Genomic DNA, 25,371 nt, shown 5'->3' on the forward strand with positions numbered 1-25,371 from the left:
GGGCGGGTTCGCTCCCTTTTGCCTGCTCATCCCAGGTTAAAGTCAGGCCGCGCACGCCATCGTCGAACTCCTCGATTTCCCAGGACAATTGCACATGGCCGCCGCGCGGTGACAGGGCGCCATATTTGGCGGCATTGGTGCCCAGTTCATGAAAAGCCATGCCCAGATTCTGCACTGCGCCCGGCTGCAGCATAATCAGCGGGCCCGACAGGGTCACCTGCTCGGCATTGGCAAAGATGCTCAGATGCTCCTGCGCCAGCTCGAACAGGCCGGCACCCGACCAGTTGGAATTGACCAGCAGGTCATGCGAGCGGGAGAGGGCCATGATACGAGCCCGCACCTGCTCTTCGAAATCCTTGGCCGACAGCGCACGATTGCTCGATTCCCGGATGATCGAGAGGATCACCGCGAACTGGTTCTTCATGCGGTGGTTGACCTCGCGCAGCAGCAATCGAATGCGCTGCTCGGATTCACGCGTCTGGCTGATATCTCGCGCAATCTTGGACGCGCCGATAATGCTGCCGTCGGCGTCCTTGATCGGTGAAACCGTGATGGACACGTAGATGGTCGAACCATCCTTGCGCAGGCGCGTCGTATCGTAGCTTTCCACGCGCTCGCCATTGCGGATGCGCGAAATGATGTCGGTTTCCTCGCTGCGCAGATGCTGGGGGATGAGCATCAGGATGGAGCTGCCGACGGCTTCCTCGGGCGTGTAGCCGAACATGCGCTGGGCCGCGATATTCCAGCTGGTGATGACGCTGTTCAGGTCCTTGCTGATGATCGCGTCAAAAGAGCTGTCGATGATCGCTGCCAGGCGCGCGGCCGCAGCGAAATCTGGTCTGGTGTCCACGAAGGTACTCACTTGATGGAGGGTTGATCAGAGGTTTGACGCCAGTTGCATCCTTGCCCGTCCGCCCTTGGGCTGGCAATGGGCCGGCGCGTTTTGCCAACCAACAAATATCGTGCACGAGAGGGCCAGTGGGGAACTTCAGCCAAGGCGGCTCGTTTTCCGAGCAGCGTCCAACCTCATCACGGAGAGTAGACAAATGGCTGAGCAGAAAACCCTCGACGATCTGTTTCTCGATACGCTCAAGGACATCTATTACGCCGAACGGCAGATCGTGAAGACACTGCCGAAAATGGCCAAGGCGGCGACAGCATCGGAACTGAAAGCCGGTTTCGAGCAGCATCTGAGTGAATCCGAAGGCCATGTCGAACGCCTCGAACAGGTATTCGAGCTATTGGGCAAGACGCCGCGCGGCAAGACCTGTGACGCCATCCTGGGCATTATCGAGGAAGGCAAGAGCATCATGGAAGAATTCAAGGGCACGCCGGCGCTCGATGCCGGGCTGGTCTCGGCGGCGCAGGCGGTGGAGCATTACGAAATCGCCCGCTATGGCACGCTCAAGAGCTGGGCGGAATTGCTTGGCCTGAAGCAGGCCGTGGCCCTGTTCGATGCCACCCTCAAGGAAGAAATCGCCACCGACAAGAAACTGAGCCAAGTGGCATTGGGCGCGGTCAACAAGCAGGCGGCCTAAAACCAGAATGGCGCGAACCCCGGGGTTCGCGCCATCTCACTGCCGGTATATCCCAGGTTAGTTGGGAAATCTGAACAGCGCTGCAAGCAACCTGCCGCTGCGAATCCCGGCTTGCTGTGGGCTAGCTTCTTTTTCGCGGCGTTCCATCCGCTCGGTCTTGTAAGCCCGGCCATCATGGCCCCGCACAGTCATCGGCTCATAGGCCGGCGAGAGGGGCTTTTCTTGATCATTGGACATGTCAAACCTCCCAATGCCCCGATAACGGGGCGATTGAGGGAAAGGTTGCGGCGTTCAGCCCCGCCGCTGGCGCCAATAATCGGCGATGCGCTCCCTCCACGAGCGGGTGCGCAATTGCCCGATCAGCAATTGCCGTACGCTTTCATCATGACCGCGATCGCCGACCGGCAGCAGGATGGTTTTGCCGCCGATATTGGCATGCAGCACGCCGCGTTCGACGAAATAAGTCGCCCGCAGGCTGGCATGCCCATCCGAGACTTCGAGATCCCGCACGATATTCTCGTTCCGCATGTTCTGGCCTCCCGCAAGGCAGATTAACGCGGTTTTCTAAGGCCGGTCCAGTAGCGTTCAAGCGAGCAAATCGGCGCGAGCAAGCCGGCTCAGTGCGGCTTGGATTTGTGCTCGGGTTTGCCCTTGCGCTTGGTCGAGGCCATTTTCTCCAGCTCGGTTTCGCTCATCGACAGCATGGATTTGGATGCGCCCTTGAGTTCGCCCTTGGGCGTATCGCCGCGTTTGGCCGAGAGGGCCGCGCCGGCGGCTTTTTGTTGAGCAGCTGATTTAGCAGGCATGGTGAAATCTCCGAAAAGAGGTTCAACCAGACCAACGCGTGGGACCTGCGACGGTTCGATCACGAAACGGGGGAGGTCAGGAGGCCGGTGTCAGGCTCGCCATGACCAATTTGATCGAGCGCTTGCGCACATTGGACTGGCCGGGGCTGGTGGTTACCGCATCGGGCAGGTCCAGGGTGATGTCGGCGCGGCCATTAACGATGGCGCTGGCGGGCAGGGGAAAGCTGAAGCGGCCAGTTCTGCCGGGGATCACCATGGCCCGGCCCAGCGATATGCCATTGGCCGAGACCATAACCCGCTGCTGGCGCGGGCCGGGCAGGGTGACGCCGGTCAGCTCCAGGGTCAGCGTCAGGTTTTCGGCGGGCACGGTAAAGGCCAGCTGGGCGCTTTCACCCAAAGCATGCATGCCGTCCCCTGCCGGGCCTTCCCAGCCACACGGGCGCAGCTCGCGTGTATCCGGGCCGCCGGAGCGGAAGTCGATGCTGGTGCCCAGCGTATAGGCGGCCGTCACCGGCTGGGGCAGGCAGGTCGTGGTCCTGTCGATATAATAGGCGCGGTAATCCGGCGGCACATTGGGGTGCAGCATCAACCAGACGACGGCCAGCTCCCCCAGGGCGAGCACGCCCGCCAGGGCATAAAGCGGAATGGCCCAGGGGCGATCAGACCAGCGCAACATTGCCTCCGAACCAGGCCAGGGTCGTGGCGTAGGCGCCCAGCAGGATGGCGGCAAGGCTGAGCCAAAACAGCCAGCGGCGGCGCGCCAGCAAGGTCATCAGCGTGATGGTGAGCGGGGTCAATGCCGACATGAAGCGCAGCATGGAGGCAAGCCCCGCCGCCAGTGGGACGATGATGGCGAGCAGGCAAAACAGCGCTGCCGGCCATTGCCGCCGCCAGGCGAGGACACCCGTGAGAATGAGTCCGGCGAGCGCGACGGTGGCCAGGATTTGTGAGCTGGTCGGCGCCCAGCCTTCGTCCGGCCGATTGCCGAAGCCCTGCCAGAGATAGGTCAGCGGATTGGCGATGGTGCGGGCCCAGGCGCGCTGCACATGGCTGAAAGCGAGGGCGTCGCCCACCCAGAAATGCAGGAACGCCATATAGGCAAACAGCCCGAGCGGGGCGACGAACAGGGCAAGCACCAATTGCGGATTGTCCAGCAGCGCCGGGATGGCGCCGCGCCAGGTGCCGGCACTGCGGCGATAATCGAGCAGGGCCTGCAGGCCAATGGCGAGCGAGGCAAACACGCCGACAATGCGGGTGGCCGACAGGATGGCAGCAGCGACGCCAGCGCTGAGATAGCGCGAACGGGCCAATTGGGCGAAGACCAAAGTGGTCATCAGCACATAAAGCGGCTCGGTGAAGAAGCTGGTGAAATAGAACGAGACCGGCCCGCTCAGCATGAAGGCGGCATAAAGTGCATAGGCGGCGCGGTCACGGTTCAGCAGCGGCCAGGCGGCGAGGACCGCCATGTAAGTGGTGACCAGCGAAACCAGGCTTGCCGTAACAATAGTGGGGAAGGGCAGCAGCGCCCGCACGCCGCCGACCAGCATGGGGAAAGAGGGAAAGAAGGCCCAATTGCCGGCATTGATACGCCCGGGCACGGGAAAGCGATCATAGCCGGTTTCGGCCATCTTGACGTACCAGCTGCAATCCCAGCGGCAGAGTTCGTCGAAATATTCGGTGAATTCGGCCGCAGGCATGGCGGTGCGGAAGGCGAGGAAACGCAGCAGCAGTCCGCTGAGCAGAAAGACCAGCGGCAATAGCAGAATGTAGGAGAGCGCCGGGGAGCGGGGGATATCGAAAACGCTTGTCGCCGGCAGCGTCAGGCCAGCCTCTACCGGGGCGGGCGTGGCCGTAGCCTCTCGATATATGTCAGTGCCGCGGTTCTCGAAAATCGCCATGGGCTCACCCTGAAACGCCAAGCAAGATTGGTTGACATAAATCCATGCGTGGGGACATCTGCGTCATTTGCAAGGCAGCCATCCGTTATTTGCGTGCAACCAATTGGCAATCTCGTGCTTTGTAGCGCTTCGCGGGTGGTGGTATAAAATTAAGCAACAGGTAACACCCATGTCGGTCGGCCCCGCTATCGATACTCCTACCGTACAGACCACCACTTTCAGCCCTGCCCAATTGGCGGTTATTGTTCCCAGCTACAATGAGCGGGGCAATATTGAGTTGCTCTATGAAAAGCTCGCCATAGCTTTGGGCGATACGGCCTGGGAAATGATTGTCGTCGACGACAATAGTCCCGATGGCACGGCCGATGTGGTCAATGAGCTGTCGCGCGTCTATGCCAATGTGCGCTGCCTGCGCCGCTTCGGCCGGCGGGGGCTGGCCTCGGCCTGTATCGAAGGCATGGCCGTGACCTCGGCGCCCTATGTGGCGGTCATCGATGCCGATCTGCAGCATGACGAAGCCATCCTCCCCACAATGCTGGAAGCAGCGCTGAATGGCGCGGATCTGGTCATCGGGTCGCGCTTTATCGGCGGCGGTTCGGCCGGGGATGGGTTGAGCAAGACGCGGCTGTCGGGCAGCCAATTGGCGACCAAGCTGGCCGTAATGATTGCCGGGCAGGATGTCAGCGATCCGATGAGCGGCTTCTTCCTGATGCGGCGCGATGCGGCACTGAAAGCCGCGCCGAAGCTCGCCAGCGATGGCTTCAAGATTTTGATCGATCTGATCGTCACCTCGTCCCGCATGGGCAGCCCGCTTAAAATCGCCGAAGTCCCCTATGTGTTCCGGCCGCGCCATGCGGGCGAGAGCAAGATGAACCCGCTCATCGTCATCCAATATCTGGGCCTGTGGTTCTCCAAGCTGACCGGTGGCGTCCTACCGCCGAGCTTCTTGCTGTTCGGCCTGGTCGGCGGCACGGGCGTCGTGGTGCATCTGGCGAGCCTGTGGCTCTTCACCTCGGCCATCGGCGCCAACTTCGTGGTGTCGCAGATCGCGGCCACGCTGATCGCCATGACGTGGAATTTCTTCCTCAACAACAACCTGACCTATGCCGATCGCAAGCTGCATGGGATGAAGTTGATCACCGGATTGATCGGCTTCTGCGGCATCTGCGCGCTGGGCGGCATTGCCAATATCTCGGTGGCCAATGCGATCTACCAGGCCAATCACCAGACGTTTATCGCTGGCCTCTCGGGCGCGATCATGAGCTCGGTGTTCAATTATGCCGTGACGCGGGCCTTTACCTGGAAGTAGGTAGGCCGAGAGTTCGGAGTACCCCCTCCTAGCCTCCCCCTGATAGGGGGAGGGATCTCTCCACTCTTGCGGCTGAATTGAGTTTGACCACTAGGCGGTCCCTCCCCCTATCAGGGGGAGGTTAGGAGGGGGTACTCCGATGCCGGTAAATTTCCTAGCTGATCTGACCCAAAGCCGCCGCCATGGCGGCCTCGTCATAACCCAGCGTCGTCAGCGCCGTGGCGACGATGCCAGCCCGATCGAGCCCCGCGGCCGCATACATATCGGCTTGCGTCGAATGCTCATCAAACCGATCAGGAATCATCAGCGGGCGGAAGCGCAGTTTGCCGTCGAGCAGACCATTGCTGGCGAGGAACGTCGCGACGTGGCTGCCGAAGCCGCCAATGGCGCCTTCTTCGGTGGTGAGCAGCACGTCATGGGTGCTGGCAAGGCGGGCGATCAGTTCCTCGTCGAGCGGCTTGAGGAAGCGCGCATCGGCAATGGTGGGGTTTAGCCCCAGAGCGGCCAGCTTGTCGGCAGCCGCAAGCACTTCGCCCAGGCGCGTGCCGTAGCTCAGAATGGCGATGGTTGCGCCTTGGCGAACGATGCGGCCCTTGCCGATGGGCAAAACCTGGCCGCGGGCGGGCATATCCACACCCAGTCCCTCGCCGCGCGGATAGCGGAAGGCGATCGGGCCATTGTCATAGGCGGCAGCGGTCGCCACCATGTGGCGCAATTCGGCTTCGTCGGCTGCGGCCATGTGCACGAGGCCTGGAATGGCCCCGAGATAGGCGCTGTCGTAATTGCCGGCATGGGTGGGACCATCGGCGCCGACAAAGCCGGCGCGATCGATGGCGAAGCGCACCGGCAGATGCTGGATGGCCACGTCATGCACGACCTGGTCATAGGCGCGCTGTAGGAAGGTGGAATAAATGGCGCAGAACGGCTTCATGCCCTCGCTGGCCAGGCCCGCCGCAAACGTCACCGCATGCTGCTCAGCAATGCCGACATCGAAGACGCGGGTGGGGTGCACCTCGCCGAATTTGTCCAGCCCGGTGCCGGAAGGCATAGCGGCATTGATCGCCACGATGCGCGGATCATCATTGGCTTCCTGGATCAGGCTTTCGGCAAAGACATTGGTATAGGACGGTGCATTGCTGACCGCCTTGGCCTGCGCGCCGGTGACCACGTTGAACTTGGACACGCCATGATATTTGTCGTCGGCATCTTCGGCGGGGGCATAGCCCTTGCCCTTTTTGGTGACGATGTGGATCAGGATCGGGCCTTCGGCCGCCTCGCGCACATTGTCGAGAATGGGTAGCAGGTGATCCAGATTGTGCCCGTCAATGGGGCCGACATAATAGAAGCCCAGTTCCTCGAACAGCGTGCCGCCGGTGAAGAAGGAGCGGGCGAATTCCTCGGTGCGCCGGGCCGGCTCGTGCAGGAAGGGCGGCAGCTTGCTGACGAAATTCTTGGCCGCTTCGCGCGTGCCGCGATAGACGGGGCCCGAGACCAGCCGCGCGAGATACGCGCTGAGTGCGCCGGTGGGCGGGGCGATCGACATGTCATTGTCGTTGAGGATGACGATCAGCCGCGCATCCATGGCGCCGGCATTGTTCATCGCCTCATAGGCCATGCCAGCCGACATGGCCCCGTCGCCGATAACAGCCACGACATTGCGCGGCACGCCCTGCAATTCGCTGGCCACGGCCATGCCCAGCCCAGCCGAAATCGAGGTCGAGGAATGGCCGGCGCCAAAGGGGTCGTATTCGCTTTCGGCGCGGCGGGTAAAACCGGACAGGCCATTTTTCTGGCGCAGGGTGCGGATGCGCTCGCGGCGGCCGGTCAGGATTTTGTGCGGATAGGCCTGGTGGCCGACATCCCAGATGATGCGATCGTGCGGGGTATCGAACACGGCATGCAGCGCCACGGTCAACTCGATCACGCCCAATGCCGAGCCCAGATGCCCGCCGGTCACCGAGACGGCGTCGATCACTTCGGCGCGCAATTCGTCGGCCACCTGGCGCAGCTCGGCGCGCGGCAAGGCGCGCAGATCGGCGGGGGTGTGGACAGTGTCGAGCAATGGTGTCGAGGGGCGGTCGGCCAAGCGGCAATCCTTCGCCAGAAACGGCAATATATGAACTCTTTAGGCCCGCTGCAGAGGCTTTGCAACATGGCCCGCTCGCCACGCTTTATGCAGGCGCGGCGAGCGATAGGGTCATATCGTGCCCGAAATGAGGCTTTGGCCGGAGCTTTTAATTGGTGGCGGTGACCACGAAGCTGGTGTGGCTGGGCACGGCAGGGAAGTCGCCCGCGCGCAGGGTGGTGACGTATTCGCCCATCTCGGTGGCGGGGCTGAAATCGGCCTCGTCATGATCGAAGATCACCGCGAAATGGTCCGAGCTCATCGTGGAGGGCGCGGTGAAGATTTCGGCGACATGTTCGAGATCGGGGGCAACCAGATCGGGCTTGCGCATGCCGCCGGGCGGGGTGCGATTGGCCAGATGGTTGGCCAGAGCGGCCGCCACGGGAGCGCTATTGCTCTGCTGGGCGGCGCCAAAGGTGCCCGAGAAGAAGCCGGCCAGCGCAGCAGTGGCCGGATCATCGCCCAGCGAAGCGGTGCGCACGCCGGTCGCGGCCGTCAGTGGCGGCAGGATGGGCAGGCGATCGGCCGGCTGGGGCGGCACTGCGGCCGTCACGGTGGTGTCCCGCTCGATGATCATTTCCAGCGCCCGCTGTGAATCGGGCGTCTGTGGCATGGGCGGCATATAGGCGGTGACCGATTCCGGCGGTTCGGACATGATGAGGCGTGGTTGCGGCATCGGCGCGGTAAAAGAGGCGAGCGCGGTGACAGCATCGCCCGAGGGCATGGCTGCAGCAGTGGCCACGCGCAGGGTTTCCGATTTCATGGCCGGCATAGGCGCAGTGGTATCGGGCAGCAATTCGGCCGCGTCGAGCGGCGCGCTGCCGCGGGTCGAGAACGGAATGGGAATGGCGCCGGGCGCTACCGGTTGCGGCGCGACATCGGCAACAGCCACCGCGGTGGGCGCGCCACCCAGATCGGCCGGGCGCATCATCGGCATGGGCGCTGCCGCAGGTGTCGCGGTCTGTTGCGGCGCTACGGCTGCCATCTGCACGGGCGCCGAGGCGGGGGCGGAAGCCGGCTGGCTGTCATTGCCGCCAAAGAACATATCCATCAGCGTGCGGCCGCTGCCGCTATTGCTGGCGACGCGGGTGCCCGAATTGCTGCCGCCATTGCAGGGATAGGCGTGGCACTGCTTCCATTCGGCCAGCGCGACCTGATAGCCCTCCTGCGACAGCGGTTTGCCATCGGTGGGCAGATGCATGGTGCGTCCGTCGGGGAAGATTTCCTTGAGCTGGGCGCGGGTCATGCGCGGCCAGGCGCGCACCGAGCCGGTGTCCAGATGCACGAAGGGGCTGCCCGAGGTAGGATAGAAGCCGACGCCCCCGACCTGCTTGCGCATGGCCACGGCCCGCAGCTTGGAGAGCGGAATGCCCGGAATGAAGAAATCCATGGCATGGCCCTTGGTGTGCTGGGAATTTTCAGCAACGCCGGAGGAGGTGGCCCGCAGCATTTCATTGGTCTTGGGCGAACGATAGGCGGATACGACATTGATGGGCTGGGTGGCGCCCACTTCCTGATAGACTTCCCAGACCAGATCGAACAGGCGCGGATCCATGCGGGCGGGCTCGTTCCGGCGCCAGTCGCGCAGGAAATAATTCAGCTCGTTGAGGCCGGACTGCACATATTGCCCATTGCGCTTGAAGACGATGCGGGCCGTCTCCTTGGTATGGGTATAATATAGATAGATCGCGCGTTCGCTCGCTGCCTGCGCCGGAATAACGGCCTGCGGCAGGATCACGGTGATGCTCATAAGGGCGGCCACGCAGGCGCGCACGATATGGTGCCGTATCAAAAGGTAAGTCCCCGTCACGCCAAACTCTGCCCGGTTGATTGCCAGTTGTCGTCCGACATTAGCGTGAAAATCGCTCGATTTTATTAACGCTAACGAGATGTCAAATGGCCCGCACCCGGACCCCTTCACGGCAGTGTTATTACGGGGAAAACCCGGCTGAACCAAGGCGAAATTGTAAAGCGGAGGTTAAGAGGGGCGGCCCGAGCCACCCCGCAGCGCCACTCAGGGGGAGAGCGTGGTGTCCGCCGGGGCCGCGTCGGCGATCACCGGGGCGGCCGCGTCGCCCAGGCCCAGCGCCTTGATCAGCTTGGCATTGTGCCCATAGACGTCGGCATAGGAGCGCAGCTCGCCATCGGCGCCGACGCGCAGGGTGAAATAGGCCAGATGCACCGGCACCTGCTGTTCCGGGTTCACCCAGCGCTCGGCCGAGCCAAACATGGCCTCAAGCGAAGCGCGGTCGATATTGGGTTCATTGGCGGTCAATGCGGCGGCAAATTCCATCGGGTTCTGCACGCGCACACAGCCATGGCTGGCGGCGCGGAAGGCGCGGCCGAACAGGCTTTTGGATGGGGTATCGTGCAGATAGACGTCGTGCTTGTTGGGAAACAGGAATTTGATCTGGCCCAGCGAATTGCTGGGGCCGGGCTTCTGGCGCACGCGGAAGGGGAAGCTGTCGCCCACGGCGGCCCAATTGACCTGATAGGCGCTGACCACATTGCCCTGATAGATCAGTTCCATATTCTGGCTGGCGATATAGCCAGGATTGGAGCGTGTCTTGGGCGCGATCTCGTTCTTGATGATCGAAGAGGGCACGTTCCAATAGGGATTGACCACGATGTGGCGGATATTGTCCGAGAAGATCGGGGTCTGGTTCTTGGTGCTGCCCACCACGACGCGGGTGGCATAGGTTTCCTGTCCGTCGCGATTGATGGTCAGGCGGTATTCGGGAATGTTGACGAAGACGTTGAATTTGCCCAGGTCGCGCGGCATCCAGCGCCAGCGTTCCATATTGGCCAGAATGTCCTCGCGCGTCACCGGCGCACCGCCATTGAGCGCAGTCAACGTCGCCGGGCCCATCACGCCGTCGTCTTCCAGGCCTGCACCGGCCTGGAAGGTCTTGATCGCGGCAATCAGCGCCTCGTCATAGACCAGGCCATCGACCGCCGGCAGTTCCAGGCGCTGGCGCAAGGCGGGCACGCGCGGATCGCTCATGCCGGGCTTGAGCGTGGCGCCCGCTTCGATGGTGATCGGGCGTTCGGCCTGCGTCGCGTCGAACGTCGCCAGCCGCGCCTTGAGGGCGAGGAATTCGGGATGGGTCGGCTCGAGCTTGGCCAGTACCGCAGCGGGATCATCGCTCGTCGCCAATTCCAGCATCAGCGCCGATTGGTCGAGCTGCTTGGGCTGGATATCCAGGTTGGCATCGATCGAGAGCGGTTCGATGCGGCCGGTATAGATATGGGTGGCATAGCGCATAGTGGCCGCCGAAAAGGCGGTTTCGAGCGCCGCCAGCTTGGCCGGGTCATTGCCGACTGCGGTGACGTCGAGCGCTGAGGTCAGATAGTCGGAAGGGCGCAGGCCTTCGCTGGCCGCGGCGCCAAAGAGCTTCATGATCTTCTGTGCGGCAGGCGAATAGCCGACGGCGCCGTTGGTCTCATCCAGCCAGATGGGCTCGAAATGGCGTGCACCATAGAAGAAATAGAGCTTTTGCGCCTCGCGATAGGCCAGAGAATCCTTGCGCGCGCCGTAATAAGTGGCCGCAAGCCCGGATTTGATGGTTCTGGCGAGATCCGATTGTGCCGGCGCAATCACCACTGGCGAGACGGCCAGGCTCGCCACATCCTGGGCGACCGCAGGCAAAGCCACACCCGCACCGGCAAGAGCGGCGAGCAAACCAACCAAAATCCTGTTCATGCGAGCTCCATGCACGGCGACGCGGGCCGCGCCTGAACCCGATTCGGCAGGCTGCGGGGTAGTACGAGCAATAACTTGCAAACCTTAACGGGAGCAATTGCTCGCAAAGTTGTGAGCAGGATTTGTGGCAGGGGAGCAACGTTACGCCCTTCCAAGAAGTCGCGTAATTTCTTTCATTGGGCGCGTGATTTTCGTTGGGTGCGGACGCGCAGCGGGCGATTGCCCCGGGCGGGCGATATCAACGACGGCCATGCTAATCGCGCCGGAAGAAAATCATGCCGCCGTGGTGGAGTTCATCGTCGGTGACGAACTCGCCATCAGCGGTGAAGCCGGTATCGTCCCAGTAAAAGATCATGTTGCCCTCGACCTCGTAGCGTCCCTGGTAGGCGCTCTGCCGCGAGCCCCGCGCTTCGTCGTAACGTCCGTTGGGGAGTAATTCCTGACGGATGACACCGTCAGCAGTGACCCACATGCCGATATAGGGATGCTGCTGCATGGGACGTTGTTCCTCTGGTGATCCGATCGGGGTTGGGGCGGTCTCCTGGGCCATCGGCCCGGGTGAGTGAGAGCCGTTGCTGCCAGAACCAGTGTGAGCTTTGTCATCATATTCTCCTTGGTGACCTCGATGACGAGGCGTCGTCGAACTCGACTGCATCAGAGCTTTTGCGGTTCGAACTTGCCGAGCAGTGCATGCACCTCTTCGAGCGGCACGACGCGGCAGGATGTGTGTTCGCGGATGATCGTCCACTGGCCATCCTTGAGGCCCCAGACGTGGGAGGTGCGGCACACCGCGCCGGTGACCTTGCCGTCGGCGGCCTCAAGCCGTGCGCAGAATTCGAAGGTCGCAGAAGCCATGTCGCCGCTGACCAATATGTCGGGTTCGTCGGTCACGGCGTGGAGCGCGCTCTGCATGGAATCAAAGGATGTCTCGAACGCCTCTGCCCATTCGTGAGGACTGTGGGCAACGCGCGATTGCGGATCGAATGTGTCGTGAAGCGAGGTAGCAGGGTGGTCCCAGTCGTAGAAATGGCCGACCTTGTCCTTGAACACGAAGCGCTCGCCCGGCTGCTTTTCCCAACCCTCGAGAATCCAGCGACGCTGCAACTGGCCGACGGTCTGTTCATGGCTGCTGGCCGAATGTTGATCGGTGGTCATGGGTGTTCTCCTGTCACGTCTGCCAGATTGGCCGGCAGGCTTGAGCGAAGGTAGTTCTGCGTTGCGCGCTGGACAATTCGCTATATTCTTACGTCAATGGTAAGTGGAGTTAACCAATGGCGGTAGATGTCAATGCGATCGAGCTGCTCCTGTCGGTCGCGCAGGCCAAGAGTTTTCGAGCGGCAGCGGATCGTGCCGGCGTTACCAGGTCGGCCGTCAGCCAAGCCATTGGACGGCTTGAGGCGGAGCTGGGCATTGCGCTGTTCGTGCGGACGACGCGCAGCGTGAACCTGACCGAGGCGGGGCAGCTTCTGTTGAACCGCGTCGCGCCGGCTATGGCGGACCTGTCGGCGGCCATTACCAGCACCCAGGAACTGGCCGGGCGACCCAGTGGCCTGCTCCGCCTCGCCGTATCCTCGATAGCCGAGCGATTCATTGCCGGGCCATTGCTGGCTCGTTTTGTCGAGACTTATCCGGAAATTGAACTGGACGTTTTCATCACCGATGACGAGTTCGACATCTTTGCCGCAGGCTATGATGCCGGCGTCCGCCTGGGCGAAATCATCGAACAGGACATGATCGCTATCCCCGTTTCTGATGACCAGCGCCAGGCAACCGTGGCATCCCCGGCCTATCTCGCGCGACATGGACGCCCGCTGCATCCCAAAGACCTGACCGGGCATCGCTGTATTGGATGGCGCCCCGCGCCCTCGGTGGCCCCCTATCGGTGGGAGTTCGAGGAAGATGGACAGGCCTTTGACGTGGCGGTCGCGCCGCAAGTGACGACCAATGACATGGGCCTGATGCTCCGCATGGCACTTTCCGGGAGCGGCATCACCTTCGGAATGGAAGAAACCTTCCGCCCTTTTGTCGAGCGGGGCGAACTCGTACTGTTGCTCGAAGAATACCTGCCCAGTTTTGCCGGTTTTTTCCTCTACTTTCCGAGCCGCAGAAATCTCGCACCCAAATTGCGCGCGCTTGTCGACCATGTGCAGGTGAGCCGCAAGCGGTGACGGGGAGATTGACGGATCAAGATGGCTGTCCTCGGTCCTTGACCTCGCGCGTGAGAACAGCTTTCAACCACCTGGTTGAGGCATTCGACACTCTGGGCGGCTGAAGGGCTGGATTTGTGACTGTCTGCTTCTAGGCAAGACAACAGAGGTCCAACGCTGGTCTTCGATCAGGTGATATCGGTTTCAGCACCGACACTATTCGCTTTGAGGCGACCGGACACGCAAGGCCTCCATGACGACAGTAAAGGCGGGAGAATTCTGCCGCTTGCTGGGATAGTACAGGTAGTAGCCCTGGAAAAACGGCGACCAGTCGTCAAGAACTTGCACGAGTCCGCCGCTTGCAATGTCTTTGATCACCAGATTTTCGGGAAGATAGGCAATGCCGTAACCGCTTTTTGCGGCTTCGATCTGAGGATAGGAGCCGTTGAAAATGAACTGCCCATCCACGCGCACCCGGAGCTCTCTTCCGTCTTTTTCAAACTCCCAAGCATAGAGACCTCCTGACCTGATATGGCGTTGGTTGATGCAATTATGACCAACCAATTCCTGAGGGTGCTGCGGGACGCCATGCGCCTCAAAATAGGCGTGCGAACCCACGGCAACCAAGCGCCAATCAGGGCCGATCCGGACCGCGATCATGTCCTTGTCGAGGCTTTCGCCAAGCCGCACGCCAGCATCGAAACGCTCCTCGACGATGTTGCGAAAGCCATTGTCGCTGTTCAGCTCGACCTTGATGTCCGGATAATCTTGCATGACCGGCTGCAGCTTCGGCCAGACCACGCTTTCCAGCGCGTGATCGGAGAGGGTGATCCGCACCGTCCCGGAGGGCTTGTCCCGGATCTCCAACACGGCGTCGATGTCGTGCTCAATCTCAGAAATACGCGGCGCCAACGAGCGCAAGATCTTCTCGCCCGCTTCGGTTGGTGACACGCTTCGGGTGGTGCGAGTGAGAAGCCTGAGGCCCATTCGCGTCTCAAGACGTTTGATGGTGTGGCTCAACGTGGATTGCGATGTGCCCAGCCTAGCGGCCGCTCTGGTAAAGCTGCGCTCTTCGGCAACCGCCATGAACCAAAGCATATCGATGAGGTCTTCGCGCTTCATACCGCATCTTCATCCGATTTATGTCAGCAGGCAATAAGTCTTTGCCGATTGCGGGGACTAATCAGGGAAACGGTTAGGGCCTAATTTCTCGGCATGACACAGCATTCTGCCGCCACCTGCGATGAAAACCTGGTCCGAAGCCCTGCTGCCTGGAGCGCCGTCCTCTCGATGTCGCTTTGCGTCGCGGTGTTGATCGCATCCGAGTTCATGCCCGTGAGCCTTCTGACGCCGATCGCGACCGAACTGGGGGTCACCGAAGGCCAGACCGGGCAAGCGATCTCAATTTCAGGCGTGTTCGCTGTCATAACGAGCCTGTTTATTTCCGGCCTGACCCGCCGGCTCGATCGCCGCATCGTGTTGATCGCCTTTTCTGCGTCCTTGGTTCTGTCGGCGGCGACCGTCACCTTTGCTCCCAATTATGCGGTGCTGATGATCGGCCGTGCCCTGCTGGGCGTCGCCATCGGCGGCTTCTGGTCGATGTCGACGGCAATTGTCATGCGCCTCGTGCCCGCAGATTCGGTGCCCAAAGGCCTCGCGATGATCAACGCAGGCAACGCGATTGCGGCGACGATTTCGGCACCGCTCGGCAGCCTGCTTGGTGACTATATCGGCTGGCGCGGCGCCTTCTTCCTGGTCGTGCCGCTCGCTCTCGTGGCTCTGCTCTGGCAGTGGGTCAAGCTGCCCTCGTTGCCACCAGAACGTGCCGAAAGCTCTCCCAATGTCTTCTGCCTCCTGCTTCGTCCGCAGGTGGCCCTTGGCATGGCCTCGATCTTCCTGCTGTTCATGGGCCAGTTTGCGCTCTTCACCTATCTTCGGCCATTTCTGGAAACCGTCACGGGCGTTTCCGTAACAACCCTGTCGCTGCTTCTTCTGCTGATGGGGCTTGCCGGTGTCGTCGGCACTTACCTGGTCAGCCGGCTCTTGGAAAAGCGTCTGTTCAGCATTGTCGGCACGATCCCGCTCGTCATGGCCGCGCTCGCTCTCGGGCTGATCGCCTTCGGACCCTCGACCGTCTTAACCGCGATCCTGCTGGTCGCATGGGGCCTCTTTGGCACCGCTGCGCCTGTTGGATGGGGCACCTGGCTCAGCCGGTATCTGGCCGATGACGCCGAAGCCGGCGGCGGCCTGCAGGTCGCAATCATCCAACTCGCCATCACCACGGGCGCCGCCCTCGGGGGCTTCCTATTCGACACGGCAGGATGGTGGAGCACCTTTGCCTTCGCCGCTGCCGCTCTGGGCGCCTCGTCGCTTCTTGCCGTCGTGGCCTGGCGCTCAACCCTCAAACTCAACCAAACCTCATAGGAGATTTCAGATGAGCAATTTCGACAATGAAACCGACTTCTCACAGGCCGGCATGTCCCGGCGCAATCTCCTTCAGGCAGCCGGTGCCGGGGCCATCGCGGTGAGTGCACTCGCAATCGCCGGGCTGCCAGCTGCAGCGCAGGAAGGAACCACCATGACTACAGACTGGGACAAGGTTTTCCCGAAAGGCGAAAGCGTCGATCACCGGAAGGTCAGCTTCAAGAACCGGTACGGCATTACCTTGGCGGGGGACCTGTATTCCCCTCAGGGACGCTCGGGTGAACGCTTGCCGGCAATCGCGGTGAGCGGCCCTTTCGGGGCTGTCAAAGAGCAGTCGTCAGGCCTTTATGCCCAGACCATGGCTGAACGCGGGTTTATCACCCTGGCCTTCGACCCGTCCTATACCGGGGAAAGCAGCGGCGAGCCCCGCAACATTGCATCGCCCGACATCAACACTGAAGACTTCAGCGCGGCAGTCGATTTTCTGGGCCTGGAACCTGACGTTGATCGCGAACGGATCGGCATCATTGGCGTCTGCGGTTGGGGCGGTATGGCTCTAAATGCCGCTGCGATCGACAAGCGCATCAAGGCGGTTGTGGCCAGCACGATGTATGACATCAGCCGCGTTTCCGCCCGTGGCTACAATGACAGCGTGACCTTGGAACAGCGCACCCAGATGCTGGAGCAACTGGGCCAGCAGCGGTGGCAGGATGCGGAAGCCGGCGTTCCGGCATATGGCCCGGCTTCCAACGAACTCAAGGGCGGGGAAGCGCAGTTCCTGGTGGATTATCACGACTACTACATGACGCCACGCGGCTATCATCCGCGCGCAGTCAACTCGGGCAATGCCTGGGCCATGACATCCGGCTTGTCGTTCATGAACATGCCGCTGCTGACCTACATCGCAGAGATATCTCCGCGGCCGACGCTTCTGGTCCACGGTGAAAATGCGCATTCCCGCTATCTCAGCGAGACAGCCTATGAAGCTGCGGCGGAGCCGAAGGAACTCATGATCATCCCGGGCGCAAGCCACACCGATCTTTACGATCAAATGGACATCATTCCCTTCGACAAGCTGCAATCCTTCTTCGAGCAACACCTGGTCTGATGTCAGCCGCGCGCATGAGCCTGCGAAAGTTCTGGTGCCGCACACTCGCGGGCGGCATCGGCGCTCAATTCGACTGGCTTGCCATCAGCCTGACCGGAGGCTTCGACGAGCAAGCCTGTGGCGGCAGGCCGGTCAGAGATGGGCAGAAGGAGGCGGCCTTGCTTCCGGGCGGGGACGCCTCCCAGGCCAGACTGGAGCCGTCGAGATGAGCCCGATCAATCGCCGAGCCCTGATCGCTGCCGGCATCGCCACAGTTCTATTGCCCGCCCTGGCGAAGGCCCAACAGGGGAGTGAACCGGCAAGCCAGAGGAGGATCGACATGAAGGTCAGGATGAGGTTTGACGGCCGAACCATGATCGCCACCCTGTACGACAACCCGTCCGCGCAGGACTTCTACTCGATGTTGCCGCTCGATCTCACGATCGAGGATTTTGGGCACAACGAGAAAATAGTGCACCTGCCGCGAAAGCTCACCGAGGAAGGCAGCGGAGCGTTCGGCAACGAACAGCCTTACGATCTTTGTTACTTCAAGCCTTGGGGCAACCTCGCGATGTTCTATGCCGATTACGAGCATCCCGGCCTGATCCGCCTCGGCCGCTTTGGTGAAGGCTATGAGGCTCTCCACGTCAGGGGGCGAATTTCCAGTCCTTATCGAGGCGGTTCGATGAGCCAGGCCATGTTGGCTATCGCCGCAAAGATAGTTCAGCCCTGCCATCGCGAACAGCTTTGAAGATCGTGCGGCAAGAGCTTGACGATCGCGGCCTTGCCGACATTGGCTTCAGCAGAACACGGGGGCGACAAGGGAGGAACCTTGCCCGGCCGGCGGCAAGAAGGATTCGCATGGCAGCCCCGAGGTCAGGTTGCGGCAGGACTGTTCGCAACAATGCGGCGGACTTAACCAGCCTGTTTGGCAATGGCATGACGAAACCGGCCGCCTGAGTCATCAGACCACCGCAGGTTGAGCACTCGCGCTGGCCGGGGCGGAATTGCCCGCAGCCAGGTCGGCATCGAGGCGCTTGCCGGTGACGCGGTCAAAGCCTTGCAAGGCTTGGGGCGGGAATGTCAGCCACACGGTTTCGCCTTCAAGATTTTCGTTACCGGGTGGCAGGACGACAGACAGCTCGCGACCGCCCAGATCGGCATAGACCACGCGGGAGCCGCCCAGTTCCTCCACCAGGTCGATGGCGACCGACAATCCTTTGTTGGGCGTTGTTGAGAGCAAGATGCTCTCGGGACGGATACCGACGGTGAGTGGGGTGCCCTTGGCCAGTCTGGAATGGGCGATCGTGGCATTGCCGGCAATGCCGTCAAGCGTAATGGCGCCAGTCTCGCCAATGGTGGCGGGCAGTAGGTTCATCGCCGGCGAGCCCATGAATCCGGCAACGAAGACCGAGGCGGGCTTGCGATAAATCTCGGCGGGTGAACCGACCTGCTCGACTCGCCCGGCATTCATGACGATGAGCGTATCCGCCAGCGTCATGGCTTCCACTTGATCGTGGGTGACAAAGATGGAGGTGGCTTTGAGGCGTTTGTGCAGGCGCTTGATCTCGATGCGCATCTGCACCCGCAACAAGGCATCAAGGTTGGAGAGCGGCTCGTCGAACAGAAAGACATCGGGTTCGCGCACGAGGGCGCGGCCCATGGCGACGCGCTGCCGCTGGCCACCCGAGAGTTGCGCAGGGCGGCGGTCGAGATAGTCGGTGAGGTCGAGGATTTTGGCGGCCTGGTCGACGCGAAGATCGCGTTCGGCAGCGGGGAGTTTGGCGAGGCGGAGCGGATAGGCAATGTTCTGTCGCACACTCATATGCGGATAGAGCGCATAGTTCTGGAACACCATGGCGCAGCCCCGATCGGCGGGCTCGATGTCATTCATCACCGTGCCGCCAATGGCGATTGTGCCCGAGGTGATATCCTCGAGGCCGGCAATCATGCGCAGCAAGGTTGATTTGCCACAACCCGACGGGCCGACGATGACCACGAAATGGCCGTCAGGCAGGGCCACGTCGATGCCGTGCAACACGGGCTTGCCATCATAGGTTTTCTTGACATTGGTGATCGTGACATCGGCCATCAGAACTCTCCCAGAAGGCGGTTGCGCAGGCGTTCGATCGTGACCTGGTCCAGTCCAATCCGTTCCACATAAGCTGCGATCGAGCCGAACTCGGCCTGGATGAAAGCAAGGGTCGCCGCCATAGTGGCGGGCTCGGATGCAAGCAGGCGTTGAAAGCTGGCGGGGTCTGCCCCGCGAGCGACAGCGCCGGCGGTGATATCAGCGATGATCGGCGCGATGAGGTCGGCGGTCAGCGCATAATCCTCGACGATGAGCCCGGCTTCGACACCCGCGACGCCAAGCAGCAGGGCAGCGACGATGCCAGTGCGGTCCTTGCCGGCGGTGCAATGGAACAGCACGGCGCCGGGCGGCGCGTCGGCGATGATGCGCAGCACCTGGGCCAAAGCCGGCTGGCGCTGGGTCAGGGCGAGCTTGTAGAGCTCGAGCAGCACGTCGCCCTCGCCCATCAGGCTGGGTGCCAGACCATCGAGCAGCGACACATTGTGGTAGACCACCGCGCCATGTCCGTTGAACGGGTTGGGCTGGTGGGTCAGCTCGTCACCATGGCGCAGGTCGATCACGGTGGTAATGCCCGAAGCCAGCATCGCCGCAACCCCGTCGCCATCGAGCCGGTGCAATGCGTCGGCGCGCAGGATGCGGCGCCACTGGGTCTGGCCGCCGGCAGCGGCATAGCCGCCCAGGTCGCGGACATTATAGGTGCCCTTGATGGGCAGGTGACGGGTTGGTGCGGATTGCATCAGCGGATTCCGGATTTCATGAAGGATTGGACGACCTGGCGCTGCAGGACGACATAGATGACGAGGATCGGCAGGCTGGCCAGGGTGGAGGCAGCCATCAGCGGTCCCCATTGGTTGCCTTCGGCGGTCATGAACATCTGGATGCCGATCTGGATGACGCTGTTTTCGGCGGTGCGGCTGAGCAGCAGCGGCCAGAAATATTCGTTCCAGGTCGAGATGAAGATGAGGATGGCCAGCGAGGCGATGGTGCCGCGTAGATTGGGCACCAGCACTTCCCATAGAACCCGCCAATTGCTAGCCCCGTCCATGCGGGCCGCTTCGATGACTTCCTTGGGGAAGCCGCGCATGGCCTGGGCCAGCAACATGATGGCGAGCGCCGCCGCGAGATTGGGCAGGATCAGTGCGAGCACGCTGTCGAGCAGGCCCATTTGCGCGATCAGCAGGTAATTGGGGATCATCACCACCTGGAACGGCACCAGCCAGGTCAGCGCCACCCCGGTATAGACCAGCTTGTCGAACGGGAACTTCCAGCGGGCAAAGGCGAAGGCGGCCAGAATGCCGGTCAGCAATTGGAAGATGGTCGACACCGCCGAGAACACCAGCGTGTTGACCAGCATGCGGGCGATCGGGATGGCGTCCACGGCCCGCGTGTAATTGTCGAGCGAGGGCTGCGTCGGCCACAGGCTGGTTTCGAACAGCGTATTGGCCGGGCGGAACGAGCTGACCAGCATCCAATAGACCGGGAACAGGCAGAAGATCGACAGCAGCACCATCAGCAGGTGACCTGCCGCGGTATTGAGACCGGACCGGTTCGAAATACGGCGCAGGGTGACGGGCCGGGCGCGGGCCGGACGGGCAATCACATCAATTGTCATGGAAGGAATACCTGTCGATCAGGCGGAACAGCACGAAGGCCAGCACGCCGAAGCCAAGAAAAAGGATAACCGCCGAGGCCGAACCCCAACCCACCGACATGGTGGAGAAGCCAAAATCCCAGAGCAGGTAATAGATATTGGTGGTGGCGCCGAGCGGGCCGCCACCGGTCAGCACATTGATATAGGTGAAGCTCCATTGCGCCCCGAGCAGGATGGTCATGACCACGAGAAACAGCACGGTGGAGCCGAGCAGCGGCAAGCGCACGTCGCGGATGATTTCCCACTTGCCGGCGCCGTCCATGCGGGCAGCCTCGATCAGCGTTGGATTGATATTGGCATTGGCAGCCGAGAGGATGAGGGTGGAAAAGCCCATCAGCTTCCATCCGGTGATGGCGATGATTGTCCAGATGGCGACGTGCGGATCGGCGAGGAATTTCACCGGATCGAGTCCGATGCTTTTGATGGCCTGATTGGCAAGGCCATAGGCGGGGTCGAGCAGCCAGCGCCAGACCGCGGCGGCGACAACCGGGGCGATGATCATCGGTACGAAGATAATGGCGCGGTAGATATTGCGGCTCCGCTCCGGCAGGTCATGGGTATAGATGGCTATGGCCAGCGGGATCAGGACAGCGAGCGGCAGCAGGCCCAGGATGTAGACACCGGTATTGCGCAAGGCCTGCCAGAATTTGGCGAGGGCAAAGATGCGCTGATAATTCTCCCAGCCGACAAAGGTCTGGGGAGAATTGGGCAGCATGTTCCACTGGAAAAAGCTGAGGCGCACGGCGTCGACCAGCGGCCAATAGATCCACACGACCAGGGTGATCAGGGCCGGCGCCAGATAAAGCCAGGGGACCCAGCGCGCCTTGCTGATGCGTCGCAAACGGGTGGGGGCGTGGGCAGCAATGGCCATTTCGCGCTCCTCCAAAGAGAGTGAACGGCCCGCCCCGCTGGGCGGGCCAAAGGGTCAGGGCATCAGCGCCTGGGCATTGGCTTGGGCGTCGGCCAGGGTGGCCGCGACATCGGCGCCACCAAAAACCGACATTTCGACAGCATCCATCATGGTCTTGCCGATCTGGCGGTAATTCGGGCCCGGCATCGGGTCCCAGGGTTCAAGGCGATCCAGCTGCTCCAGATTTGGGGCAACCAGCGGATGCTCGGCAACCCAGCCGGCCAGGTATTTGGGATCGGTGACGATGGCCGGACGCAGCGGTAAATAGCCGATTTCCGAAGTGATGACGGTATAGCCATGCTCGGAGGTCAGGAACTTCATCAGCTCCCAGGCAGCGCGCTGCTTGAGCGGATCGGTGGTGTGGATGGTCAGGGCACTTCCCGAATTATTCGGGCGGGTTGGCTTGTCGCCGAAGCGGGGCATGGTGGACGAGCGCAGCTCGTAATTGCCGTTGGCCCCGGCCACCAGCGAGCCCTGGAGCGCGCTGGTCTGCAAATACATGCCCAGACTGCCCGAGGCCATGGCATCGACGGCGCCGGCAGAGTCGTAGTTCTCATAGACGCCGGCGTCGTAGAGGTCGCGCAGCATGGTGACGGCCTCTACCGCTTCCGGCTCAGCGAATTTAAGCGTCTTGCGATCACGCGAAATCACTTCGCCATTGTTGGAGCGAACTACGCCCTGGAACAGCCAGTCGACCGCGCCAGGACCGGTAATGCCCGCAGTAAAGCCTTCAGCGTCGGTTTTTTCCTCGATGGCAAGGGCAGCCGATTTGACGTCTACCCAGGTCTTGGGCGGATTTTCCGGATCAAGGCCCGCCGCGCGGAAGAGATCGGCATTGTAGAACAGCACCGGGGTCGAGAATGTATAGGCCAGGCCATAGGTCTTGCCGTTCAGCACGCCCAGCTTGGTGCCATTGGGATGCATGCCTTGCAGGTGGGCAGAGATTTCCTGGGCGGGGACGATGTCTTCCAGCGCCTGGGCGCCGAAATTGGTCACCGAGAAGTCGAGATCGCTGAACACGGTCTGGACCACGTCAACCGGCAGGCCGGCGGCGAGATCGGCCTGGATGCGGCTGCCATCGGCACTGCTATAGGGCACGCCGGTCACGGTGACATTGGGATTGGCCGCCATGAATTCGTTGATCAGCTTCTGGGTGGCTTCCGCGCCCAGACCCGCCGTGGCGAGATTGTAATTATAGAAGGTGATGGTGACGGGCTGATCGACGCTGGCCGCCATGGTCTGGGCGAGCACGGGAACGGCCGTGGACAGCGCCAGCAAGCCGGCAAGGATACTTGTGCGGAGCATGGTTCTGGTTCCCATCATTCAGCGGCGGCGACGGCCGTGTCGGCCTCATATTTCTTCAGCATTTCGGCCATGCCGGAAAAGCTGAAGCTGTGCAGTTCGCGGCGGGTGGCCGGCTGCGGTGCGAAGGTGATGGAAAGACCCGAGGGACGGACCGTGCCAATGGCAAAGGCCGCGCCTTCGAGCATGCGCAGGCCCTCATGCAGCCAGAGCACGTCGGTGGCGGCATGCTGGCCAATGCCGACGACGGTGGGGATGCCGTACCAGTTGGAGACGCGGTCATAATGGATATGGCCTGACAGGATGCCGATGACGTTCTTGCCGGCAACGAGCTGACGCAGCGCCTCGGTATCGGCGTAGCACAGGGATTCCCACTCCATGTCCGGATCATGGGTATCGAGCGCCGGGGCATGGTGCATGACCAAGAGCTTGGGCAGCTCGGCGTGGTTCTCGATCTCGGTCTTGAGCCAATCGATCTGGCCCGGCTCGAACGCGCCGCCAACCTTGTTGGGCACGCTGGAGTCAAGGATGATGACATGCACGCCGGCAATGACAGCGGCATGGTCATAGGGTGCATCGACATTGTCGGTGCGGCCGAGCATGACCGGATAGAAACCGTCGCGGCGATCGTGATTGCCCAATGCATAGAGGATCGGCATGTCGAGGCCGGATTCGGCAATCAGCGCCTTGAGGTTTTCGTAGCTGCCTTTGTCGCCGCGATTGGTCAGATCGCCGCTAGCGACGATGAATTTGGGCTGCGGCACCAGCGTTTTGATGTCAGCCAGAATGGCGCGCAGCGTCGTCGTGGTGTCGGAATAAAGATGATCATCCGGAACGCCCGGATTGCCGACATGCAGGTCAGTCAGATGGATGAAGGTGACGGGTTCGGACACGAGCGCTCTCCTTGCCTCGGCTGGGGCCTAAACGGCAAAATTTCACTGTAACTATTTGTTTCGACTCGTTTTTATTCAAAACGTCTTGTGTGGCGACATGGATAGGGTTACCGTCCCTGCATGACAGGTGAATGAAGGTTCATTCAGTTTATGGATATTGTCCTCGACAAGCGCGAGCGCATCCTGGCGGCGGCGGCCCGGCTCATTGTCCGCAATGGATTGCAATGTTCCATGGCCGCCATTGCCGAAGAGGCAAATGTGGCCACCGGCTCGCTCTACAATTACTTCGACTCCAAGGAAGCGCTGGTGCTGGGCGTTTATACGCGCGTCACCGAATTGATGACCGAGCGCCTGGTGACCCCGCCCGATCCCGACAGCGACGGAGAAGAGCCGGTTCGCCGCTATATCGAGAACTATATCGACTTCATCTGGGAGGACGCCGATCGCGCGGTTCTGTTCGACTATCTCGACAATAACCCACTGATCACGCTGAGCGATGCCAGGACCATTTTCGCTGCCTTCGTCGAGCACGGCATCGCCATGATCGAGACGGCGCAGGCAGCCGGCGTGGTCCGCGCTGGTCCTCCCACCATGATCATGAGCTTTGTACGCGGCTCCATCCGCAACACGCTCAAGCGCCGCCGGATGACCGAGACCACGCTGAGCGCCACGGACCGGCAATTGGTGGCGGCCATGTGCTGGGCCGCCATCGCCGCTTGAGGCGGTCAACCGCATAACCGCTCGGCCAGCAATGCCACCTCGGATTGGGACAGGCCGATCCCCGCCAGAAAGGCGTCGATCCCGCCATGGGCGGTTTCGAGATGGTCGAGCATGGCCAGCATGGTCGCGCCATCGCTGGCGAGCACGCGTTCGACATGTTCGGGCCGCCCGCCGGCTGAAAGAGCCCGCTCGCGCAATTGGCCAATCAGACCGTCTGCCGCCGCGGTAAGCGTATAATCAGCAACGATGTCAGTGCGGTCGACACCAGCAATTAGCAGCAGGAGCGCGGCAATAATGCCGGTACGATCCTTGCCGGCCGTGCAGTGAAACAGCACGATCCCCAGCGGCGCAGCAATGATGGCCCGCAATACCTCGGCCAGCTGCGTGCCGCATTTGTCCAGGGCGTCGCAATAGCGCCGCGCCATGTCGAACGGCGTCTCGCTCATGGCGATCGGGGCCAGGGCGTCGAACAGCGGGACATTGCGATAGGCGACTGTTGTGTGTTCGCGAAATGGGTGGGCGGTTAGACCGGTCTCATGGGGACCACGCAGGTCGATGACCAGCGTCAGGCCATCATCGATGAGCCTGCTAACACTGTCGTCGCGCAGGGGATGCAAGGCCTCGCCGCGCAGGATGCGGCCCCATTGGGTGGTGCCGCCATTGCTGCGGGCATAGCCGCCCAGGTCGCGGATATTGTGGGTGTCTGGCAAGGGCCAGTGACGCGTCGCTGCCAAGCTCATGGCGGCCTCCAAACAGTGCGAAGAAA

Annotated in this window: 25 protein-coding genes and 1 pseudogene; 7 read left to right on the forward strand and 19 right to left on the reverse strand. The window is 61.8% G+C overall.

Annotation, left to right across the window (positions count from 1 at the left end; translation table 11 throughout):
• The coding region (locus ACI3KW_RS13405) for a PAS domain S-box protein (RefSeq protein ID WP_404848486.1) at positions 1-850 on the reverse strand (850 nt) is incomplete at its 3' end.
• 196 nt (positions 851-1,046) lie between these two features.
• On the opposite strand from ACI3KW_RS13405, the gene ACI3KW_RS13410 reads away from it, so the two are divergent.
• Positions 1,047-1,538, forward strand: coding sequence for a ferritin-like domain-containing protein (locus ACI3KW_RS13410; protein WP_113122468.1), 492 nt, complete (start codon positions 1,047-1,049; stop codon positions 1,536-1,538).
• A gap of 57 nt (positions 1,539-1,595) precedes the next feature.
• Here ACI3KW_RS13410 and ACI3KW_RS13415 read toward each other — a convergent pair whose 3' ends face one another.
• The 5 genes from ACI3KW_RS13415 to ACI3KW_RS13435 all read right to left on the reverse strand — a co-directional run bounded on the left by ACI3KW_RS13415 (position 1,596) and on the right by ACI3KW_RS13435 (position 4,242).
• Positions 1,596-1,775: a hypothetical protein gene (locus tag ACI3KW_RS13415; protein ID WP_404848487.1), complete on the reverse strand. Its 180-nt coding sequence runs from the start codon at positions 1,773-1,775 to the stop codon at positions 1,596-1,598.
• 54 nt (positions 1,776-1,829) lie between these two features.
• Positions 1,830-2,066 (reverse strand): hypothetical protein, encoded by a 237-nt coding sequence (locus ACI3KW_RS13420; RefSeq protein ID WP_404848488.1) that lies wholly within the window; start codon positions 2,064-2,066, stop codon positions 1,830-1,832.
• An 89-nt stretch (positions 2,067-2,155) separates the two neighbouring features.
• Positions 2,156-2,344: a DUF3008 family protein gene (locus ACI3KW_RS13425; RefSeq protein WP_404848489.1), complete on the reverse strand. Its 189-nt coding sequence runs from the start codon at positions 2,342-2,344 to the stop codon at positions 2,156-2,158.
• Positions 2,345-2,420: 76 nt separating this feature from the next.
• Positions 2,421-3,020 (reverse strand): hypothetical protein, encoded by a 600-nt coding sequence (locus ACI3KW_RS13430; RefSeq protein ID WP_404848490.1) that lies wholly within the window; start codon positions 3,018-3,020, stop codon positions 2,421-2,423.
• Positions 3,004-4,242 carry a hypothetical protein gene (locus tag ACI3KW_RS13435; protein WP_404848491.1) on the reverse strand — a complete coding sequence of 413 codons (1,239 nt, stop codon included), beginning with the start codon at positions 4,240-4,242 and terminating at the stop codon, positions 3,004-3,006. The genes ACI3KW_RS13430 and ACI3KW_RS13435 overlap by 17 nt, the downstream gene beginning before the upstream one ends.
• A gap of 169 nt (positions 4,243-4,411) precedes the next feature.
• On the opposite strand from ACI3KW_RS13435, the gene ACI3KW_RS13440 reads away from it, so the two are divergent.
• Positions 4,412-5,551 (forward strand): glycosyltransferase family 2 protein, encoded by a 1,140-nt coding sequence (locus tag ACI3KW_RS13440; protein WP_404848492.1) that lies wholly within the window; start codon positions 4,412-4,414, stop codon positions 5,549-5,551.
• 154 nt (positions 5,552-5,705) lie between these two features.
• Here ACI3KW_RS13440 and dxs read toward each other — a convergent pair whose 3' ends face one another.
• The 5 genes from dxs to ACI3KW_RS13465 form a co-directional block, all read right to left on the reverse strand.
• On the reverse strand, positions 5,706-7,637 hold the full coding sequence (dxs, locus tag ACI3KW_RS13445) for a 1-deoxy-D-xylulose-5-phosphate synthase (protein ID WP_404848493.1): 1,932 nt from the start codon (positions 7,635-7,637) through the stop codon (positions 5,706-5,708).
• A 148-nt stretch (positions 7,638-7,785) separates the two neighbouring features.
• Positions 7,786-9,486: a DUF882 domain-containing protein gene (locus tag ACI3KW_RS13450; RefSeq protein ID WP_404848494.1), complete on the reverse strand. Its 1,701-nt coding sequence runs from the start codon at positions 9,484-9,486 to the stop codon at positions 7,786-7,788.
• A 204-nt stretch (positions 9,487-9,690) separates the two neighbouring features.
• Positions 9,691-11,379, reverse strand: coding sequence for a murein L,D-transpeptidase (locus ACI3KW_RS13455; RefSeq protein WP_404848495.1), 1,689 nt, complete (start codon positions 11,377-11,379; stop codon positions 9,691-9,693).
• Between the two features lie 253 nt (positions 11,380-11,632).
• Positions 11,633-11,929 (reverse strand): Atu4866 domain-containing protein, encoded by a 297-nt coding sequence (locus ACI3KW_RS13460; RefSeq protein ID WP_404848496.1) that lies wholly within the window; start codon positions 11,927-11,929, stop codon positions 11,633-11,635.
• Between the two features lie 104 nt (positions 11,930-12,033).
• A complete protein-coding gene (locus ACI3KW_RS13465) occupies positions 12,034-12,534 on the reverse strand; it encodes a YybH family protein (protein WP_404848497.1) in 501 nt (166 codons plus the stop codon).
• 116 nt (positions 12,535-12,650) lie between these two features.
• On the opposite strand from ACI3KW_RS13465, the gene ACI3KW_RS13470 reads away from it, so the two are divergent.
• On the forward strand, positions 12,651-13,547 hold the full coding sequence (locus tag ACI3KW_RS13470) for a LysR substrate-binding domain-containing protein (RefSeq protein ID WP_404848498.1): 897 nt from the start codon (positions 12,651-12,653) through the stop codon (positions 13,545-13,547).
• A gap of 195 nt (positions 13,548-13,742) precedes the next feature.
• Here the strand turns inward: ACI3KW_RS13470 and ACI3KW_RS13475 are convergent, their stop codons facing one another.
• Complete coding sequence (locus ACI3KW_RS13475; RefSeq protein ID WP_404848499.1) at positions 13,743-14,648, reverse strand: LysR family transcriptional regulator; 906 nt, start codon at positions 14,646-14,648, stop codon at positions 13,743-13,745.
• Between the two features lie 93 nt (positions 14,649-14,741).
• Here ACI3KW_RS13475 and ACI3KW_RS13480 point away from each other — a divergent pair, with 93 nt between their 5' ends.
• The 3 genes and pseudogenes from ACI3KW_RS13480 (at position 14,742) to ACI3KW_RS13490 (ending at position 17,726) form a co-directional block, all read left to right on the forward strand.
• Positions 14,742-15,950, forward strand: a complete 1,209-nt coding sequence (locus ACI3KW_RS13480; RefSeq protein WP_404848500.1) for an MFS transporter — start codon at positions 14,742-14,744, stop codon at positions 15,948-15,950.
• A 10-nt stretch (positions 15,951-15,960) separates the two neighbouring features.
• Positions 15,961-17,058, forward strand: a complete 1,098-nt coding sequence (locus ACI3KW_RS13485) for an alpha/beta hydrolase (protein ID WP_404848501.1) — start codon at positions 15,961-15,963, stop codon at positions 17,056-17,058.
• A gap of 205 nt (positions 17,059-17,263) precedes the next feature.
• Positions 17,264-17,726, forward strand: a pseudogene (locus tag ACI3KW_RS13490) (cyclophilin-like fold protein).
• Positions 17,727-18,001: 275 nt separating this feature from the next.
• On the opposite strand, the gene ACI3KW_RS13495 reads toward ACI3KW_RS13490, so the two are convergent.
• The 6 genes from ACI3KW_RS13495 to ACI3KW_RS13520 are packed head-to-tail and all read right to left on the reverse strand — an operon-like array spanning position 18,002 to position 23,885.
• The gene (locus tag ACI3KW_RS13495; RefSeq protein ID WP_404848502.1) at positions 18,002-19,129 is read right to left on the reverse strand and encodes an ABC transporter ATP-binding protein; all 1,128 of its coding nucleotides are present in this window, start codon (positions 19,127-19,129) and stop codon (positions 18,002-18,004) included.
• Positions 19,129-19,866, reverse strand: a complete 738-nt coding sequence (locus ACI3KW_RS13500) for a tyrosine-protein phosphatase (protein ID WP_404848503.1) — start codon at positions 19,864-19,866, stop codon at positions 19,129-19,131. The genes ACI3KW_RS13495 and ACI3KW_RS13500 overlap by 1 nt, the downstream gene beginning before the upstream one ends.
• Complete coding sequence (locus ACI3KW_RS13505; RefSeq protein WP_404848504.1) at positions 19,866-20,741, reverse strand: carbohydrate ABC transporter permease; 876 nt, start codon at positions 20,739-20,741, stop codon at positions 19,866-19,868. The genes ACI3KW_RS13500 and ACI3KW_RS13505 overlap by 1 nt, the downstream gene beginning before the upstream one ends.
• Positions 20,731-21,651, reverse strand: coding sequence for a carbohydrate ABC transporter permease (locus ACI3KW_RS13510; protein WP_404848505.1), 921 nt, complete (start codon positions 21,649-21,651; stop codon positions 20,731-20,733). The genes ACI3KW_RS13505 and ACI3KW_RS13510 overlap by 11 nt, the downstream gene beginning before the upstream one ends.
• Positions 21,652-21,705: 54 nt before the next feature.
• A complete protein-coding gene (locus ACI3KW_RS13515; protein WP_404848506.1) occupies positions 21,706-22,995 on the reverse strand; it encodes an ABC transporter substrate-binding protein in 1,290 nt (429 codons plus the stop codon).
• 14 nt (positions 22,996-23,009) lie between these two features.
• Positions 23,010-23,885, reverse strand: coding sequence for a metallophosphoesterase (locus ACI3KW_RS13520; RefSeq protein WP_404848507.1), 876 nt, complete (start codon positions 23,883-23,885; stop codon positions 23,010-23,012).
• A gap of 150 nt (positions 23,886-24,035) precedes the next feature.
• Here ACI3KW_RS13520 and ACI3KW_RS13525 point away from each other — a divergent pair, with 150 nt between their 5' ends.
• On the forward strand, positions 24,036-24,605 hold the full coding sequence (locus ACI3KW_RS13525; RefSeq protein ID WP_404848508.1) for a TetR/AcrR family transcriptional regulator: 570 nt from the start codon (positions 24,036-24,038) through the stop codon (positions 24,603-24,605).
• 5 nt (positions 24,606-24,610) lie between these two features.
• On the opposite strand, the gene ACI3KW_RS13530 is transcribed toward ACI3KW_RS13525, so the two are convergent.
• Positions 24,611-25,345 (reverse strand): tyrosine-protein phosphatase, encoded by a 735-nt coding sequence (locus tag ACI3KW_RS13530; protein WP_404848509.1) that lies wholly within the window; start codon positions 25,343-25,345, stop codon positions 24,611-24,613.
• Positions 25,346-25,371: the final 26 nt, after the last annotated feature.

This window comes from Devosia sp. ZW T5_3, from assembly GCF_044987315.1.
Taxonomy (GTDB): domain Bacteria; phylum Pseudomonadota; class Alphaproteobacteria; order Rhizobiales; family Devosiaceae; genus Devosia.

Excerpts from the sequence above, each read along its gene's own strand:
- ACI3KW_RS13410 (WP_113122468.1), top strand. The coding sequence starts at position 1,047 with ATGGCTGAGCAGAAAACCCTCGACGATCTGTTTCTCGATACGCTCAAG.
- ACI3KW_RS13415 (WP_404848487.1), bottom strand. The coding sequence starts at position 1,775 with ATGTCCAATGATCAAGAAAAGCCCCTCTCGCCGGCCTATGAGCCGATG.
- ACI3KW_RS13420 (WP_404848488.1), bottom strand. The coding sequence starts at position 2,066 with ATGCGGAACGAGAATATCGTGCGGGATCTCGAAGTCTCGGATGGGCAT.
- ACI3KW_RS13425 (WP_404848489.1), bottom strand. The coding sequence starts at position 2,344 with ATGCCTGCTAAATCAGCTGCTCAACAAAAAGCCGCCGGCGCGGCCCTC.
- ACI3KW_RS13430 (WP_404848490.1), bottom strand. The coding sequence starts at position 3,020 with ATGTTGCGCTGGTCTGATCGCCCCTGGGCCATTCCGCTTTATGCCCTG.
- ACI3KW_RS13435 (WP_404848491.1), bottom strand. The coding sequence starts at position 4,242 with ATGGCGATTTTCGAGAACCGCGGCACTGACATATATCGAGAGGCTACG.
- ACI3KW_RS13440 (WP_404848492.1), top strand. The coding sequence starts at position 4,412 with ATGTCGGTCGGCCCCGCTATCGATACTCCTACCGTACAGACCACCACT.
- ACI3KW_RS13455 (WP_404848495.1), bottom strand. The coding sequence starts at position 11,379 with ATGAACAGGATTTTGGTTGGTTTGCTCGCCGCTCTTGCCGGTGCGGGT.
- ACI3KW_RS13460 (WP_404848496.1), bottom strand. The coding sequence starts at position 11,929 with ATGGCCCAGGAGACCGCCCCAACCCCGATCGGATCACCAGAGGAACAA.
- ACI3KW_RS13465 (WP_404848497.1), bottom strand. The coding sequence starts at position 12,534 with ATGACCACCGATCAACATTCGGCCAGCAGCCATGAACAGACCGTCGGC.
- ACI3KW_RS13470 (WP_404848498.1), top strand. The coding sequence starts at position 12,651 with ATGGCGGTAGATGTCAATGCGATCGAGCTGCTCCTGTCGGTCGCGCAG.
- ACI3KW_RS13475 (WP_404848499.1), bottom strand. The coding sequence starts at position 14,648 with ATGAAGCGCGAAGACCTCATCGATATGCTTTGGTTCATGGCGGTTGCC.
- ACI3KW_RS13480 (WP_404848500.1), top strand. The coding sequence starts at position 14,742 with ATGACACAGCATTCTGCCGCCACCTGCGATGAAAACCTGGTCCGAAGC.
- ACI3KW_RS13485 (WP_404848501.1), top strand. The coding sequence starts at position 15,961 with ATGAGCAATTTCGACAATGAAACCGACTTCTCACAGGCCGGCATGTCC.
- ACI3KW_RS13495 (WP_404848502.1), bottom strand. The coding sequence starts at position 19,129 with ATGGCCGATGTCACGATCACCAATGTCAAGAAAACCTATGATGGCAAG.
- ACI3KW_RS13500 (WP_404848503.1), bottom strand. The coding sequence starts at position 19,866 with ATGCAATCCGCACCAACCCGTCACCTGCCCATCAAGGGCACCTATAAT.
- ACI3KW_RS13505 (WP_404848504.1), bottom strand. The coding sequence starts at position 20,741 with ATGACAATTGATGTGATTGCCCGTCCGGCCCGCGCCCGGCCCGTCACC.
- ACI3KW_RS13510 (WP_404848505.1), bottom strand. The coding sequence starts at position 21,651 with ATGGCCATTGCTGCCCACGCCCCCACCCGTTTGCGACGCATCAGCAAG.
- ACI3KW_RS13515 (WP_404848506.1), bottom strand. The coding sequence starts at position 22,995 with ATGCTCCGCACAAGTATCCTTGCCGGCTTGCTGGCGCTGTCCACGGCC.
- ACI3KW_RS13525 (WP_404848508.1), top strand. The coding sequence starts at position 24,036 with ATGGATATTGTCCTCGACAAGCGCGAGCGCATCCTGGCGGCGGCGGCC.
- ACI3KW_RS13530 (WP_404848509.1), bottom strand. The coding sequence starts at position 25,345 with ATGAGCTTGGCAGCGACGCGTCACTGGCCCTTGCCAGACACCCACAAT.